16 protein-coding genes and 1 pseudogene are annotated in these 14586 nt (G+C 63.3%); 11 read left to right on the forward strand and 6 right to left on the reverse strand.

Annotated features, from left to right (window positions below; translation table 11 throughout):
• Positions 1-288 precede the first annotated feature (288 nt).
• Positions 289-1089: a hypothetical protein gene (locus tag FNA67_RS21970; RefSeq protein ID WP_170267327.1), complete on the reverse strand. Its 801-nt coding sequence runs from the start codon at positions 1087-1089 to the stop codon at positions 289-291.
• Between the two features lie 327 nt (positions 1090-1416).
• On the reverse strand, positions 1417-2532 hold the full coding sequence (locus tag FNA67_RS15110) for a hypothetical protein (RefSeq protein WP_147656669.1): 1116 nt from the start codon (positions 2530-2532) through the stop codon (positions 1417-1419).
• Positions 2533-2806: 274 nt separating this feature from the next.
• Here FNA67_RS15110 and FNA67_RS15115 point away from each other — a divergent pair, with 274 nt between their 5' ends.
• Positions 2807-3430, forward strand: a complete 624-nt coding sequence (locus tag FNA67_RS15115; protein ID WP_170267328.1) for a helix-turn-helix domain-containing protein — start codon at positions 2807-2809, stop codon at positions 3428-3430.
• Here the strand turns inward: FNA67_RS15115 and FNA67_RS15120 are convergent.
• On the reverse strand, positions 3363-3809 hold the full coding sequence (locus FNA67_RS15120) for a hypothetical protein (protein ID WP_145976766.1): 447 nt from the start codon (positions 3807-3809) through the stop codon (positions 3363-3365). The genes FNA67_RS15115 and FNA67_RS15120 overlap by 68 nt on opposite strands.
• 289 nt (positions 3810-4098) lie before the next feature.
• Positions 4099-4398, reverse strand: a complete 300-nt coding sequence (locus FNA67_RS15125) for a hypothetical protein (RefSeq protein WP_147656671.1) — start codon at positions 4396-4398, stop codon at positions 4099-4101.
• A 167-nt stretch (positions 4399-4565) separates the two neighbouring features.
• On the opposite strand from FNA67_RS15125, the gene FNA67_RS15130 reads away from it, so the two are divergent.
• The 10 genes and pseudogenes from FNA67_RS15130 (at position 4566) to ureG (ending at position 13570) form a co-directional block, all read left to right on the forward strand.
• Positions 4566-4985, forward strand: a complete 420-nt coding sequence (locus FNA67_RS15130) for an META domain-containing protein (RefSeq protein ID WP_147656673.1) — start codon at positions 4566-4568, stop codon at positions 4983-4985.
• Between the two features lie 354 nt (positions 4986-5339).
• Positions 5340-6656: an urea ABC transporter substrate-binding protein gene (urtA, locus tag FNA67_RS15135; protein ID WP_147656675.1), complete on the forward strand. Its 1317-nt coding sequence runs from the start codon at positions 5340-5342 to the stop codon at positions 6654-6656.
• Between the two features lie 64 nt (positions 6657-6720).
• Positions 6721-8322 carry an urea ABC transporter permease subunit UrtB gene (gene urtB / locus FNA67_RS15140; protein ID WP_412761876.1) on the forward strand — a complete coding sequence of 534 codons (1602 nt, stop codon included), beginning with the start codon at positions 6721-6723 and terminating at the stop codon, positions 8320-8322.
• Between the two features lie 145 nt (positions 8323-8467).
• On the forward strand, positions 8468-9616 hold the full coding sequence (gene urtC, locus FNA67_RS15145) for an urea ABC transporter permease subunit UrtC (RefSeq protein WP_147656679.1): 1149 nt from the start codon (positions 8468-8470) through the stop codon (positions 9614-9616).
• Between the two features lie 3 nt (positions 9617-9619).
• A complete protein-coding gene (gene urtD, locus FNA67_RS15150; RefSeq protein ID WP_147656681.1) occupies positions 9620-10369 on the forward strand; it encodes an urea ABC transporter ATP-binding protein UrtD in 750 nt (249 codons plus the stop codon).
• Positions 10370-10619: 250 nt separating this feature from the next.
• A complete protein-coding gene (gene urtE, locus FNA67_RS15155) occupies positions 10620-11321 on the forward strand; it encodes an urea ABC transporter ATP-binding subunit UrtE (RefSeq protein ID WP_147656684.1) in 702 nt (233 codons plus the stop codon).
• Positions 11322-11356: 35 nt separating this feature from the next.
• Positions 11357-12154 carry an urease accessory protein UreD gene (locus FNA67_RS15160; RefSeq protein WP_147656686.1) on the forward strand — a complete coding sequence of 266 codons (798 nt, stop codon included), beginning with the start codon at positions 11357-11359 and terminating at the stop codon, positions 12152-12154.
• 8 nt (positions 12155-12162) lie between these two features.
• Positions 12163-12465: an urease subunit gamma gene (locus tag FNA67_RS15165; RefSeq protein ID WP_049705949.1), complete on the forward strand. Its 303-nt coding sequence runs from the start codon at positions 12163-12165 to the stop codon at positions 12463-12465.
• Between the two features lie 11 nt (positions 12466-12476).
• Positions 12477-12767 (forward strand): annotated as a pseudogene (locus FNA67_RS22335) (urease subunit beta); the annotation flags it as partial.
• Between the two features lie 170 nt (positions 12768-12937).
• Positions 12938-13570, forward strand: coding sequence for an urease accessory protein UreG (gene ureG / locus FNA67_RS15175; protein ID WP_147656690.1), 633 nt, complete (start codon positions 12938-12940; stop codon positions 13568-13570).
• A gap of 59 nt (positions 13571-13629) precedes the next feature.
• On the opposite strand, the gene FNA67_RS15180 is transcribed toward ureG, so the two are convergent.
• A complete protein-coding gene (locus FNA67_RS15180; RefSeq protein ID WP_147656692.1) occupies positions 13630-14031 on the reverse strand; it encodes a hypothetical protein in 402 nt (133 codons plus the stop codon).
• 97 nt (positions 14032-14128) lie between these two features.
• Complete coding sequence (locus FNA67_RS15185) at positions 14129-14374, reverse strand: EF-hand domain-containing protein (protein WP_147656694.1); 246 nt, start codon at positions 14372-14374, stop codon at positions 14129-14131.
• Positions 14375-14586: the final 212 nt, after the last annotated feature.

A 14586-nucleotide genomic window follows, 5' to 3' on the forward strand; every position in this document is an offset into this window, starting at 1 on the left:
CTACTATGACAGAATTCCGAAACTCAAATAATATTGGTATGAGCCCTGTTCTTGGTGGGCTATTCCGGCTCCGATCCTGGAACCGTGCAGCATGATCTACTGCTAACACGACCCTAAGGCATAACGGGCTATGTCGTCAATTCTTATCCGTACGCTAACCACGTATAGATCACTGTCGAAAAGGCAGATTGTGGTGTGGTGATGAAGCAGATCCGCTTCTATTATCGCGCGCGCAAGAAGGGGCACAGAGTCTCCCCTGCGCCCCTCGAAAATCCTCAAATGGAATCGTCAGTAGACGTAGACGGTCACCGTCTTGCCGGCCTGATTGACGGCCAGCACGCGCCCCGCGCTCGACTTGGCGCGCATAAGCGACGTACTGATTAGCGGGTCGGTCAACACCGCCTGCTGCATGAGCCCGAACGTCCGGTTGGAGGCCGCCGCAGCCGCCAGGTTCGCCTTGGCCGCCGAGCACACCCGGATTGGCACGACCTGAACGTTGGTGGCACGTGACCAGCCGTTGATCATGCGGTTGGAATACTTGCTTGCTGCCACGAGCTGCAGCACCTGGTTGCCGGATGCTGCCGAGCAGCCGTTGCCGGACAGCATGAAGCTGCCGCTGGCGCCGCCACCACCGCCGCCGCCGGGAAACAGCACGCCGCCGCCGTTCCCACCGTTGCCGCCATTTCCGCCGTTGCCGCCGGGATTGCCCGGGTTGCCGGGGTTCCCCGGATTACCCGAACCACCGCCACCGCCGACGCCGACGCCGACGCCGACGCTGGCAAGGCCGCCGACATTGGCGTCCACGCTCAGCAGGCCGCTGCTGCCGCCGCTACTGACATTAGCGCTGGCAAGCGGACTGGAGCCGCCGCCGACCCCCACGCTCGCCACATTGTTCGGACTGGAGCTGCTGCCCCCCAGGCCCACATTGACCGCGCCATTGGTCTGGGCCTCACCGCTATTGAGAGTAACGAGTCCGCTGTCTCCATTGGTGCCGACAACGCCAAGCAGCGACGCCGCCGAAGCACCGGTTATGCACAGGGTCGTAGCAACAAGCAACGAACCTGCAAACTTAATCGCATTTCGTGTCATAATGCCTCTCCGTGTTACACATCTGCGCGACATTCGCAGACATGGACAGTAACGTAACAAAAATCCGGAAAGTTTCCACCTGGTGGCATTTTATGCGCACGATTGTGATTACTACTTTCGTTGCATTCTAAGAAAATGATTTACATTGAAATGTCTGACAACGTCGTCATCACGACTCTTCAGATACAACAAGGACGCGAGACCGAAGTCCCGCGTCCCCGTCGGGAGGCATCGCCAAGGGAGCGTCAGCCCTCAACGCACCAGCCGATCATTTTGACCGTCTGAGGCCTCGGTTGAGGAACGAGACGCACCCGGAAAGGTTGCCGATCAGATCGATCCGGTGACGCCCAGGACGAATTCGTCCTTCCGGTAGCGCTCGGTAAAATCCTCATGCAGGGTCCGGCTGACCCGGACATTGTAGGAGAGCTGCCGGGAGAGCTCGTGCTCAAGTCCAAGCCGAAAAACGCTCTCCCCGGAGGTCACCGCGGAATCGAGCAACCCTACGCGGTCAGTGCGCTCGGCGCTGGCCGTCACCGACAGACCAGGCGCCAGCGCATAGGCCACCGCCAGCGCCAGCCGCCGATCGAAACTGCCTGCCGCATCCAGATTATCGACCAGCTCCACGTGCGTTCCGGCGGCCGCCTCGACCGAAAGGGTATCCGTGAGCGCGGCCGCGACGCGCAACTTGCCATAAGGGCGAACGAGCTGCTGCCCATCGGCCCATGCGAGCACGCCGCCGCCTTCTCCCGTCAGCGTAGCCCCACCGATCTTGATCTCTACCCCAAGACTGCCGCGCAGCTTGCTCCCTGGCAGGCGCCCCAGCTGCTGCTGGTCGCCCTGGCTGATCTCGACCGCCTCCCCCTCCAGCGCAGCCAGGCCGATGACCGGCCCGATCGACTGGCGCAGCCGCACTTCGAAGCCGTAACGCGTATCGTCCGCTTGCAACTTGAAGGGATCGAGCGGCAGCCCGGGAAAACTCGCCGCTCCGTAACGATGGCCGCCCACGCTGACCTTGCCGCTTAACTCGGCGCCCTGAAGAGTCAGGATCGCTTCGACCATCGCGTCGGCGCTGAGCGAAGGCGTCCGCGTGGCGATATAGAACCCCGCCAGATTCCAGTCATCGCCCGTATTGGCCGCCAGCATCGAGACCGAACCGCGTAGGACCAGTTCGGGCGACAGCTGCTGGCCGAGGGCAAAGCTGAGCCCCAGAGCCTGGTCGTTCTCGATCTCCTGCTCGCGAAAGCGCGTCTCCTCCACCCACAGGCTGCCGCGCAGCGCCGTAGCCCCAGCTTCGGAAGCGATCTCGAGCGTCTCCACGTGATGGATGAACAAATCGGGTTCGCCGATCCCGCTGTCGGTGCCGTTGCTGGTATAGCCAAATTCGACATTCGAGGTGGCCCTTGCACCCGACGCCAGCTCGGCGCCCTGCACTGGGAAATGCAATGATAGCAACACCAGGGCGATCAGGATCGATAGAATTACGTAAGGAACATCTTTCCACATTCTGTGGCTCTGCCCGCAACTTGCTCCACGCCGGCAGCATGGAGATTGGCCTTTAACGAACTAGTAGCCATAAACTACGTTTTTGTGCGTAGGGAGTTGGGCGGCCGATTAACACTAACCCAGTATAAACTTTCGGTAACCGTCTCTGTTAACTGTCATTTTCATGCAGGACCGCCTTACGCTCCCAGGCGAAATGCAAGCCAGGGAGACAGGCATGCAACAGCCGCACGAAGTCTGCGTGGCGCTGCGCTCGTACCGCATCAAAGCCAGGATCAAGCAGGAAGTCATCGCACGAGCCCTTGGCGTCGCCCAGAGCCAGATCTCGCGCTGGGAGAGCGGACGCGACATTCCGCGCCCACACAACATCGAGGCCATCCGCGCCCTGCTCTGGGGAAGCACTGCGACGCCGTTGCAGTCACTGGCCTTTTTCGTCCGCACCTCCGAACTGCCGCTGGTGCTTATAGACCACTCGCGCCAACTGATCGCGCGCGGCCTGCCATTCCAGCCGCCCGGAAATGACCTCGAGCGCTTTGGCTGGATTTTCGATGAATCCCGCAATCCCGAACTGGTGGAGGCTCACCGCCCCTATCACGAAGCCCTCGCCGACCCGCGCGGGATCGTGGGGCTGGAGCTGCGCGTCCCGTTCGAACATCAGGGTGAGCCTTGGGTGGGAGTTTCCCACAAGACCATCTACGCCGTCGAAGGACGGGGTATCTGCCTCGCCGATATCCGGTTCCTCCGACAGGATAGCGTCAGGCTTTCCCGGCCCGTCATGCGTCGGCTTCCCGCCAATCATCCTGCTGGCGCGCTTTCCGTTCCTGCGCGGCGCGATCATTGAGCCGGTTGCGCAGAATCTTCACCTCCCGCTGAAGCGCCTCGTTTTCCGCCCGCAATTGCCGCACCCGCGACTCGGCGGCATGGGCGTGATCGATGCCGATCTCATGGGCGCGCATCACCACCTGGTGCGCGGGCCTGGGGCCGGCGCCCGTCAGCACGTCCCACCAGGTCAGCCCCAGCCCGGTCACCAGGCGATGCGCCGCCAGGGCGGCCGCCGCCCGCTCCCCGGCATGATCCGAGCCGAACATTCCGGCAATTCTGTTGAGCTTGGTTAAAGTCACTGGCTTGAGCATCGGCCCCTCCCTTGCCGTCTCCGATATAGTGCCGTCTTCGCCCGCCGCCACTGCCACAACGCGCACAATAGCCTTGCGCCGGGCCATCTTGCTGACGCCCACGGATTTGATATGTTCAATGGGCGCAAGGTGATCCGCTCCCCCCATCATCCCAGACAGACGAAACCTCCCCGCTTCGCACGGCGGCAGAGAAGGCCGACCGCATGAAACGAGGAGGATCGAGGCGACAGGTACGCCTCAGGGCCGCAACCCGTGCTGGGGTAAGCCTGGGCTGGCGCGAGAGGGACGGGAGGAGATGTCCCTCAGGGTTCTCCCGCCGAGGAGAAAGGCACCCGCTGGGGGCAGCAGCGGGTACAGGCTGGAGGTCCGGCTGGGGTTACCAGGACTTCTTCTTCGGCTGGAGAAGGACGTTGAGCAAGCCATTCTGACCGGTGATGCCGATGCCGCTCAGCAGCGAATTGCCATTGGCATTGCCGTTCAGGATGCCGCTCAGGATCGAGCTGTTGTTGCCAACGGCCACAGTGTTGCCGTTGAGAACGCCGACGCCACCCAGGGACACCGAAATATTGGGCGAGAGGATCGGCTTGTTGTTGTAGTGCCCACGGCCGCCACCGGCGTATGCCTGAGACGAAAGCGCCATGAGCGCGGTGACCGAAAGAATGATTACTGTCTTCATTTTCACATCCAATCTCAACTAAGGGATCGGCCTCTGACGAAGACAAGACAGCACTGCCTAATTCTTGACGCAATCCTTGGCGCCGATTTTATGCATTTGATGCGCGTTATGCGCGAAACGGCCCGGATTTGCGGCTATGGTAACCATATCCTCGAGGGAGAATACTGATGAAGATCGCCACTATTTCTCTTTTGCTTCCCCTGCTGGCCGGCATTTCCTTGCCTGCACTTGCCGACGGCCCCGCAAACGATCCGCTGACCGGTACCAACTGGCATCTGGCCAGCCTTGGCGACGCGCCGGCCGCTGATGGCGTCAAGTCCACGATGACGATCGCCGAAGACGGCATGGTCTCGGGCAACGGCGGTTGCAACGGGTTTGGCGGCACGGTCACGGTAACGGGAGACGCGGTCGCGTTCTCCCAGATGCGCTCCACGATGATGGCCTGCGAGGAAAAAGCCATGCAGCAGGAGCACGCCCTGCACATGGCCCTCGAAGCGGCCAAGACCTACGCGATCGACGGCCAGACCCTGACGCTGCGCGACGGTTCCGGCACCCCGGTTGCCACCTTCAGCTCGGCAATGAACTGACCCCCGCCCAAGAAAAGAAGAAACCCCGCGTCCAGCGGACGCGGGGCCGAGATTGTGGTGCAAACAACCTCTGCCGGAGCGAACTCCGGTAAGCCGTTCTAGTGCATTTGCCCGCCGCGCTCCACGCCCCGGCGCTGCCTAAATGATCACCACAGGCAAGCAAAGGTCAAAAATTAAGCAAATGTTACCCTGGCTGCACATGGAACTGGCAGTCCATGAAAACGATTGCGCAACACGAAGCGGCCTCTTTTCGAAATAATCAAACGGATTCAAACCTCTAGACACGCTCGGCGCCAGTGGCACGGCCTTTGCAGTTTTACAACCGGTGCAAACAACAACTGTCCGGAGGTAAACATGACAGAGGTGAACCGCGTACTCGCGGCACTGGGAGTAGGCGCTGCCATAACCGTCGGGTCGCTCGCGGCCACGCCGGCCTGGGCGGCAGACGACACGATCAAGATCGGCGTGCTGCATTCGCTCTCGGGCACGATGGCGATTTCCGAAACCACCCTCAAGGATACCGTTCTGTTCCTCGTCGATGAGCAGAACAAGAAGGGCGGCCTGTTGGGCAAGAAGCTCGAAGCCGTCGTTGTCGACCCGGCCTCCGATTGGCCGCTCTTTGCAGAAAAGGCACGCGAACTGATCTCGGTGGACAAGGTCGCCGCCGTCTTCGGTTGCTGGACCTCCGTATCCCGCAAGTCCGTGCTCCCCGTCTTTAAGGAACTGAACTCGATCCTCTTCTACCCCGTGCAATACGAGGGCGAGGAATCCGAGCGCAACGTCTTCTACACCGGCGCCGCCCCCAACCAGCAGGCCATCCCCGCCGTCGACTACCTGATGAGCGAGGAAGGCGGTTCGGTGAAGCGCTGGGTGCTCGAAGGCACCGACTATGTCTACCCGCGCACCACCAACAAGATCCTCGAGCAGTACCTGCTCGACAAGGGTGTGGCCAAAGAAGACATCATGATCAACTACACCCCGTTCGGCTTCTCGGACTGGCAGACTGAAGTGGCGGCCATCAAGGCCTTCGGTTCGGCCGGCAAGAAGACCGCCGTGGTCTCCACCGTCAACGGCGACGCCAATGTCCCGTTCTACAAGGAACTCGCCAACCAGGGCATCTCGGCCGAAGACATCCCGGTCGTGGCCTTCTCGGTGGGTGAAGAAGAACTTGCCGGCCTCGACACCAAGCCGCTCGTGGGTCACCTGGCCGCCTGGAACTACTTCCAGTCGATCGACACGCCCGAAAACGACGAATTCGTGAAGGCGTGGAAGGCCTACACCGGCAACGAAAAGCGCACCACGAACGATCCGATGGAAGCCACCGTCATTGGCTTCAACCTCTGGGTCAAGGCCGTGGAAGCTGCCGGCACCACCGATACGGACGCCGTGCTCAAGGCCATCATCGGCCTCGAGACCCCGAACCTGACCGGCGGTACCGCCAAGATGCTCCCCAACCACCACATCACCAAGCCCGTCTTCGTCGGCGAAATCCAGGACGATGGCCAGCTCGACGTCGTGTGGCAGTCCGATGCGGAAGTCCCGGGCGACGCCTGGTCCGACTATCTGCCTGAAGACAAGGGCATCGAAGCCGACTGGACCGATCCAATCAACTGCGGCCACTACGACACCGCCACCAAGACCTGCGGCGGCGCACCGGCCACCAGCGGCTGATCCTTCTTCCTCAGCAAGTGAAAGCGAAGGCGGGAAACTGCCTTCGCCCCCCTCATCCGCCGAGATGCCAATGACCGCTCCGAGACTTCTGCAATTGCTGGCACTGCTCCTGGGACTGCTCATCGCAGCACCCGCCCAGGCCCAGACCCCCGACTTGCCGACACTCGTCAACGCCCTGAGCCAAGGCAGCTTCGCCGACAAGGGAGACGCCGTTGCCGCCCTCGCCGCCACGGGCGACGAGCATGTGGCCACCATCCTGGGCGCCCTCGGCGAAGGTAATCTCTACGCCCGGAAATCCGACGGGCGCGTCCTGCTCAAGTCCGGCGACACCTATCTCGATCCGCTCACCAACGAGCCGGTCGAAGTCACCGACACCGAAAAGGTCCGTGTCAACAACAGCCTGCGCGGCAAGATCCGCACCGCCATCGGGCAGCTGACGCTCCTGAGCGCCGATCGCGCCACGCGCCTGTCGGCCGCCCAGAGCGTCCTCAAGAACGGCGACCCCGAGACCCTCGAGCTCCTCACCGCAGCGCTCGAAAAGGAAACCGATCCGCAGATCAAGGCGACCATGGAAGCCGCCCGGGCCGTCATCACGCTTAAGAGCGATGCGAGCCTTGAGGACAAGCAGGCCGCCGTCGCCACCATCGCCGCGCGCAACGATCGCGATGCCCAGGCCATGCTCCAGGCCGCGCTCGGCAGCGCGCCCGACGAGCTCAAACCCGCCATCGAGAGCGGTATCGACACCATCTCGCGCAACCTGGCCGTGTGGGATGTGGCGCAGAACGTCTGGTACGGCGTCTCGCTCAGCTCCGTCCTTCTGCTCGCCGCCATTGGCCTGGCCATCACCTTCGGGGTCATGGGCGTCATCAACATGGCGCATGGCGAGATGGTCATGCTGGGGGCCTACACCACCTTCGTGGTCCAGGAAGTCATCCGTCAGAACTTCCCCGGCCTGTTCGATTACTCCCTGGGCATCGCCCTGCCCCTGGCCTTCCTCGTGACGGCGCTGGTCGGCATCGCCATCGAGCGCGGCATCATCCGCTGGCTCTACGGCCGGCCGCTGGAAACCCTGCTCGCCACCTGGGGCGTCTCGCTTATCCTGCAGCAGGCCGTACGCACCATCTTCGGGCCGACCAACCGCCAGGTCGGCAATCCGAGCTGGATGCAGGGAGCGTTCGACCTGGGCGGCCTCTCGATCACCTGGAACCGCTTCTGGATCGTGATCTTCGCCATCGCCGTCTTCTTCGCACTTCTCGCCATCCTCAACCGCACCGCGCTGGGCCTGCAAATGCGCGCCGTTACCCAGAACCGCCGCATGGCATCGGCCATGGGCATCCGCACTCCGTTCGTCGACGCCATGACCTTCGGCCTCGGCTCGGGCATTGCCGGCATGGCCGGGGTGGCGCTCAGCCAGATCGACAACGTCTCGCCAAACCTTGGCCAGGGCTACATCATCGACAGTTTCATGGTCGTGGTCTTTGGCGGCGTCGGCAATCTCTGGGGAACCCTGGTCGGCGCCCTGACCCTGGGCATCGCCAACAAGTTCCTCGAGCCCTATGCCGGCGCGGTTCTCGCCAAGATCCTGATCCTCGTCTTCATCATCCTCTTCATCCAGCGGCGCCCGCGCGGTCTCTTCGCGCTCAAGGGCCGGGCGGTGGAAGCATGACCTCCTACTACGTGATGACTTTTCTCAGTGCAGCGACCCCCGACGACGCCCAAAAGGGCGGTGGAGGCACGCGGCTCCGCGACAGGCTCAGCGCTCTCCTTTTCGCCTCCCCCGCCCGGGCAAGAGTACAAGCGGGAGCATCGGCATGATCACCCAGATGCTCTTCCGCGCCCTCGACCGAAAGGCCATCTGGCTGGTGGCGATCCTCATCGCCATCGCCATCCTCGTGCCGGCGAGCAACCTGCTGCTCCCCGTCGACAATCCGCTGCACGTGCCGACCTATGCGGTGACGCTCTTCGGCAAGTACCTGACCTACGCCATCCTGGCGCTCGCGCTCGACCTAGTCTGGGGCTATTGCGGCATCCTCTCGCTCGGCCACGGCGCCTTTTTCGCGCTCGGCGGCTACGCCATGGGCATGTATCTGATGCGCCAGATCGGCGCCCGCGGGGTCTACGCCAACCCGGTCCTGCCCGACTTCATGGTTTTCCTGAACTACAAGGAACTGCCCTGGTTCTGGCTCGGCTTCGACCAATGGTGGTTCGCCGCCATCATGATCGTGCTGGTTCCGGGTCTCCTGGCGTTCGTCTTCGGCTGGTTCGCGTTCCGTAGCCGCGTGACCGGTGTCTATCTCTCGATCATCACGCAGGCCCTGACCTACGCGCTGCTGCTGGCTTTCTTCCGCAACGACATGGGCTTTGGCGGCAATAACGGCCTCACCGATTTCAAGGACATCCTCGGCCAGCCCATCCAGGCCGCGACGACGCGCGGCGGCCTCTTCGCCGCCACCGCCATCACCCTGGCGCTCTCGGTGGTGGTCTGCACCACCATCGTCAATTCCAAGCTGGGCAAGGTCATGGTTGCGGTGCGCGACGCCGAGAGCCGCACGCGTTTCCTTGGCTACCGGGTCGAGAACGTCAAACTCTTCGCCTTCGTGGTCTCGGCTGTCATGGCTGGCATCGCCGGCGCGCTCTACGTTCCCCAGGTGGGCATCATCAATCCCGGTGAATTCGAGCCCTCGAACTCCATCGAAGTGGTGATCTGGACCGCCGTGGGCGGACGCGGCACCATCGTCGGGCCGATCATCGGGGCGGTGCTGGTCAATTTCGGCAAGACCGTCTTCACCGGCGCCCTCCCCGAATACTGGCTTTTCGCGCTCGGCGGCCTCTTCGTCTTCGTCACCCTCTTCCTGCCCAAGGGCATCGTCGGCACGCTGCGCGGCTGGTTGCCCCGCCGCAAGCCGGCAGCCCCGGCCAAGCAGGCCCCCGCTTCCCTCGAACCCAAGGCGGCGGAGTAGCCCATGCCCGACAAGACCGGCACCATGCTCTACCTCAACGGCGTCTCAGTCTCGTTCGACGGGTTCCGGGCGCTCAACAACCTCTCGATCATCGTCCATCCCGCCGAAATGCTGGCCATCATCGGCCCGAACGGGGCGGGCAAGACCACGATGATGGATATCATCACCGGCAAGACCCGCCCGGACGATGGCGAGGTCTATTTCGATGGCCGTACGGACCTGACGCGGCTCGACGAGGCCGACATCGCCAACCTGGGCATCGGCCGCAAGTTCCAGAAGCCCACCGTGTTCGAGAGCCAGACCGTCTGGGACAATATCGAACTCGCCCTCAAGAAGCCGCGCGGCGTCTTTCCGACCCTTGCTTACTGGGCCAGCAAGGCCGAAACTGACCGCATCACCGAAATCCTCGAAACCGTGCGCCTCAGCGCCCGCAAGGACGAACTGGCCGCCGATCTCAGCCACGGCCAGAAGCAGTGGCTTGAAGTCGGCATGCTGCTGGCGCAGGACCCAAAGCTGCTGCTGGTGGACGAGCCGGTTGCCGGCATGACCGACGCCGAGACGGTCGAAACCGCCAAGCTTCTCAAGGAAATCGCCACGACCCGCTCCGTGGTCGTGGTCGAGCACGACATGAGCTTCGTGCGCGATCTCGGCTCGCGCGTCACCTGCCTGGCCGAAGGCACGGTGCTCGCCGAAGGAAATCTCGATCAAGTCAGCGCCAATCCGCTGGTGATCGAACGGTATCTAGGACGATGACAGTGCGCAGGGGAAAATCTGTCGTCGTCCCCCTTCCCCTCGCGGGAAGGGCGCTTGGATGGGGCGTGGCCGCGCGGAGGGCGCGTGCCACCCCCATTCCGTTCCGTTTTTTGGGCACCCCCACCCTCGTTCCCTCCCCACAAGGGGGAGGGAGGCGCTTTGGCTCGATCTCGCCCTTAGGTTTCCTCCCCCCTGTGGGGAGGGCCAGGATGGGGATCGGCCGCGCGCACCGTGTCGGAGTACTGCCGTCATGACCTCCCTTTCCGTCCGCAACATCGACCTTTTCTACGGCGCCGCCCAGGCGCTCAAGAATGTCTCGATCGAGTGCCAGTCCAACCGCATCACCGCCGTCCTCGGTCGCAACGGGGTCGGCAAGTCCTCGACCCTGCGGGCGATCACCGGCATCAACCCCGTTGCACGGGGCGAGATCGTGCTTGGAGAAACCACGCTGGGACGCGCCGCGCCCTATCGGCGCGCCCGCATGGGCCTGGGCTACGTACCCCAGGGCCGCGAGATCTTCCCGCTCCTGACCGTGCGCGAAAACCTCGAGACCGGCTTTGCCGCCATCTCCAACCACGATCGCAACGTGCCGGACGCCGTCTACGAGCTTTTCCCGGTGCTCAAGTCCATGCTCAACCGGCGTGGCGGCGACCTTTCGGGCGGCCAGCAGCAGCAGCTCGCCATCGGCCGCGCCATGGTCACCCGCCCGAAAGTCCTCGTCCTCGACGAACCGACCGAGGGCATTCAGCCCTCCATCATTAAGGATATCGGCCGCGCCCTGCAATTCCTGCGCGACCACATGGGTATGACCATCCTGCTCGTCGAGCAGTATCTGGACTTCTGCCGGGAAATCGCCGACGACATCTACATCATGGACCGCGGCGAAATTCAGCATTCCGGGCCCGCCAGCGATCTCGACCTGCCCGAAGTGCGCCGGCATCTGATGGTGTAAGCGACGTGCTAGCCGAACCTCTTGCAGCGCCCGTCATGCAGCGCGCCCGCGGCATAGGGCGCCTGGCGACGACTGTGCGCGACGGCCGCACGGAACTGACGACCCTCTATCAGGAGGGTTGCGCCAAGATTCGCCTGCCGCACACGCACGACGACAGCCTCCAGGCCGTCGTCATCAACACTGCCGGTGGCCTGACGGGCGGCGACGACCTCTCCTGGTCAATGCACGCCGCACCCGGCGCGCAGCTCGTCCTGACCACCCAGGCCTGCGAACGCATCTACAAGTCCACCGGCGCCACCGCCAGGGTCGCCACGCACCTCAGGGTCGATGAGGGCGCTCACCTCGACTGGCTCCCTCAGGAGACCATTCTCTTTGAAGATTCAAAGCTCGCGCGCACGCTAGACGTCGACCTGGCGCCCGGCGCCAGCCTTTGCGCGGTCGAAGCGGTGCTGCTCGGGCGTGATGCCATGGGCGAAAGCGCCCGGCGCGCGCTGCTCGCCGACGATTGGCGCATCCGCCGCGACGGACGGCTCGTCCACGCCGAAGCCACAAGAATTTCAGGAGATCCGGAGCGCGAAAGGGAGGGCCTTGCGCTGCTCCGCGGTGCAAAGGCGTTCGCTACCGTGCTTTATGTCGGAGCGAACGCCGAAGCCCGCTTCAACCGCATCCGCGCCGAACTGCCCGATTGCCCCGAAATCGGGGCGAGCCTCATCGGAGAACGGCTCGTCGTACGCGCCATGGCGCATTCAGGCCTTGAATTGCGCCGGCTCATCGTCCCAATTATCGCCACGCTCTCCGGCGCGGGCGCCGTACCGCGCCTCTGGTCCCTTTAGGATTTGCCATGAACCTGACGCCCCGTGAAAAGGACAAACTGCTCATCGCCATGGCCGCGATCGTCGCTCGCAAGCGGCTGGAGCGCGGCGTCAAACTCAACCACCCCGAAGCTATCGCCCTGATCACCGATTTCGTGGTCGAAGGCGCGCGCGACGGGCGGCCCGTCGCCGAGCTCATGGAAGCGGGCGCCCACGTGATCACCCGTGACCAGGTGATGGAGGGCATTCCCGAGATGATCCACGACGTGCAGGTGGAAGCCACCTTCCCCGACGGCACCAAGCTCGTCACCGTCCACCAGCCGATCCGCTAGGAGCTTCCGAGATGATCCCAGGCCAAGTCATCACCCAGCCCGGCGAAATCGTGCTCAACGCCGAGGCGCCCCAGATCACGCTCGAAGTCGCCAATACCGGTGATCGCCCGATCCAGGTGGGTTCGCACTACCATTTCTATGAGACCAATGCCGGCCTGCGCTTCGAGCGGGAAAAGGCGCGAGGTATGCGCCTCGACATTCCTGCCGGCACCGCCGTGCGCTTCGAACCCGGCCAGGCGCGCGAAGTCCGCCTCGTGCCGCTATCGGGCGCGCGGACGGTCTATGGCGTCACCACGCTGATCGGCACCCTCATCGGCGTCGTGTTCCTGGCGCGCGGCATCGTCGGCTACCTGCCCTTCTGGCAGAAGCTCACGCCCGAGGAGCCCTTCCGCACCAACGATTTTCGGGTCTATTCTCCCCTGTGCCTGCTTATCGGCGCAGGCTTCCTCGCCCTGGTATTCATGAGGCTTACATGACCACGCAAAACGGCCCACTGCGCATCGGCATCGGCGGACCGGTCGGCTCCGGCAAGACCACCTTGTGCGAAATGCTGCTCAAGGCCATGCGCGATCGCTATTCCATGGCCGTGGTCACCAACGACATCTACACCAAGGAAGACGCGCTGATCCTGTCTCGCGTGCAGGCGATCTCGGAAGATCGCATCGTAGGCGTTGAAACCGGCGGGTGCCCGCACACCGCCATTCGCGAGGATGCCTCGCTCAACCTGGCGGCGATCGACGAACTCAACCGCAAGTTTCCGGACCTCGACATCATTCTCATAGAATCTGGCGGCGACAACCTGGCGGCTACCTTCTCCCCTGACCTCGCCGACATCACGCTCTATGTGATCTCGGTGGCCCAAGGCGAAAAGATTCCCCGCAAAGGGGGCCCCGCGATCTCGCGCTCGGACCTCCTGGTCGTCACCCACACGGACCTGGCACCCTATGTCGGGGCGAGCCTGGAGGTGATGGAAAGCGACACCCGCAAGGTGCGCGAGGGGCGTCCCTACGTCTTCACCGACCTCCTGCGACGGGAAAGCCTCGACGAGATCATCGCCTTCATCGAGCATGCCGGCGGGCTCGAACCCGCGCGCGCCGCCGAATAGGCATGACAAAAGCGCCGGATGCCTTGGGTATCCGGCGCCTCCCTCATCTCGGCTCGGGATCAGAAGACGGCCACTTCTCCGTTCGAGACGCCGACGACGCGCTCGAGGTTGACGTGGTTCTTCTTGGCCCAGGCCTTGAACTTGGCATCGTTGTTGAGCGCCGTGCGCAACTTGGCGATCTGGCCCTTGTTGGCGCTCTCATAAGCGGCGATCTTCTTGGCATCCTGAACGCCGTTGGCCTTGTGCAGGTCGATGATCTTGACCGCCTTGGCGGCATCGATCCCCGAGATATCGGCGGCGGACCACCGGGCGACCATGCCGCTCGGGTCGGTAACCGGGGCCATCTTGGCCATGGCGGCCGGCTTGGAGGGCGTCGTGGTAGCCGCGAAAGCGCCACCGGCCGGCAGTGCCACGACCGCGGCAAGGGCGAGGACCGAGGCGAACTTGTTGATCTTCATCATTTTGGAAACTCTGTGAGAGGGGAAGGAACAAGCTTCCGCACGCGGCGTCCGGCGCGGGGGGATACGCCGAACGCCGCTGCGCGGAGAACGCGCCGGGTCAGCCCAGGGTCTTCATCCAGGCGTCGAATTCGGTCTTGGAGAGGGTGCCGTCGCCATTCGTATCGGCCTTCTTGAACTGGTCGGGCGTCAGCGAGGGATAGGCGGCCTTGAGTTCGGCTTCGGTTACCTTGCCGGTCTTGGCGGTGTCGATCTTGGTGAAGTCGAGCGCCGGCGTGGCGGCAATTGCGGACACCGGGATCGCAGCGATGATGAGGGCCGCAGAGACCTTGAGAAGGGATTTCATTTTGAGCTCCGAAAGACGTTTCTTGAAAGGTTGGCCGTCGGCTTGTGCCTGGCGGTCGTCGGCGGAGCACCGTCGACGGGCCGCATGAAGCTCCTGCTCATGGGCGGAATTTCGGAAACATTTCGAAATGTTCGCGACACAATAGCGACGGTTTTGCGTCTTTTGGAACCTGTCCAAATGAGGCCGTTATTGCCCCAATCCACGGGGCCCCA

The organism is Youhaiella tibetensis (genome assembly GCF_008000755.1).
Classification (GTDB): Bacteria; Pseudomonadota; Alphaproteobacteria; order Rhizobiales; family Devosiaceae; genus Paradevosia; species Paradevosia tibetensis.

Bases quoted from the DNA above. Each gene is read 5' to 3' on its own strand.
- FNA67_RS21970 (WP_170267327.1), bottom strand. From the start codon at position 1,089: ATGACACGAAATGCGATTAAGTTTGCAGGTTCGTTGCTTGTTGCTACG.
- FNA67_RS15115 (WP_170267328.1), top strand. From the start codon at position 2,807: ATGCAACAGCCGCACGAAGTCTGCGTGGCGCTGCGCTCGTACCGCATC.
- urtB (WP_412761876.1), top strand. From the start codon at position 6,721: ATGCCAATGACCGCTCCGAGACTTCTGCAATTGCTGGCACTGCTCCTG.
- FNA67_RS15125 (WP_147656671.1), bottom strand. From the start codon at position 4,398: ATGAAGACAGTAATCATTCTTTCGGTCACCGCGCTCATGGCGCTTTCG.
- FNA67_RS15180 (WP_147656692.1), bottom strand. From the start codon at position 14,031: ATGATGAAGATCAACAAGTTCGCCTCGGTCCTCGCCCTTGCCGCGGTC.
- FNA67_RS15185 (WP_147656694.1), bottom strand. From the start codon at position 14,374: ATGAAATCCCTTCTCAAGGTCTCTGCGGCCCTCATCATCGCTGCGATC.
- ureG (WP_147656690.1), top strand. From the start codon at position 12,938: ATGACCACGCAAAACGGCCCACTGCGCATCGGCATCGGCGGACCGGTC.
- urtE (WP_147656684.1), top strand. From the start codon at position 10,620: ATGACCTCCCTTTCCGTCCGCAACATCGACCTTTTCTACGGCGCCGCC.
- FNA67_RS15165 (WP_049705949.1), top strand. From the start codon at position 12,163: ATGAACCTGACGCCCCGTGAAAAGGACAAACTGCTCATCGCCATGGCC.
- FNA67_RS15160 (WP_147656686.1), top strand. From the start codon at position 11,357: ATGCAGCGCGCCCGCGGCATAGGGCGCCTGGCGACGACTGTGCGCGAC.
- FNA67_RS15130 (WP_147656673.1), top strand. From the start codon at position 4,566: ATGAAGATCGCCACTATTTCTCTTTTGCTTCCCCTGCTGGCCGGCATT.
- urtD (WP_147656681.1), top strand. From the start codon at position 9,620: ATGCCCGACAAGACCGGCACCATGCTCTACCTCAACGGCGTCTCAGTC.
- urtC (WP_147656679.1), top strand. From the start codon at position 8,468: ATGATCACCCAGATGCTCTTCCGCGCCCTCGACCGAAAGGCCATCTGG.
- urtA (WP_147656675.1), top strand. From the start codon at position 5,340: ATGACAGAGGTGAACCGCGTACTCGCGGCACTGGGAGTAGGCGCTGCC.
- FNA67_RS15120 (WP_145976766.1), bottom strand. From the start codon at position 3,809: ATGGCCCGGCGCAAGGCTATTGTGCGCGTTGTGGCAGTGGCGGCGGGC.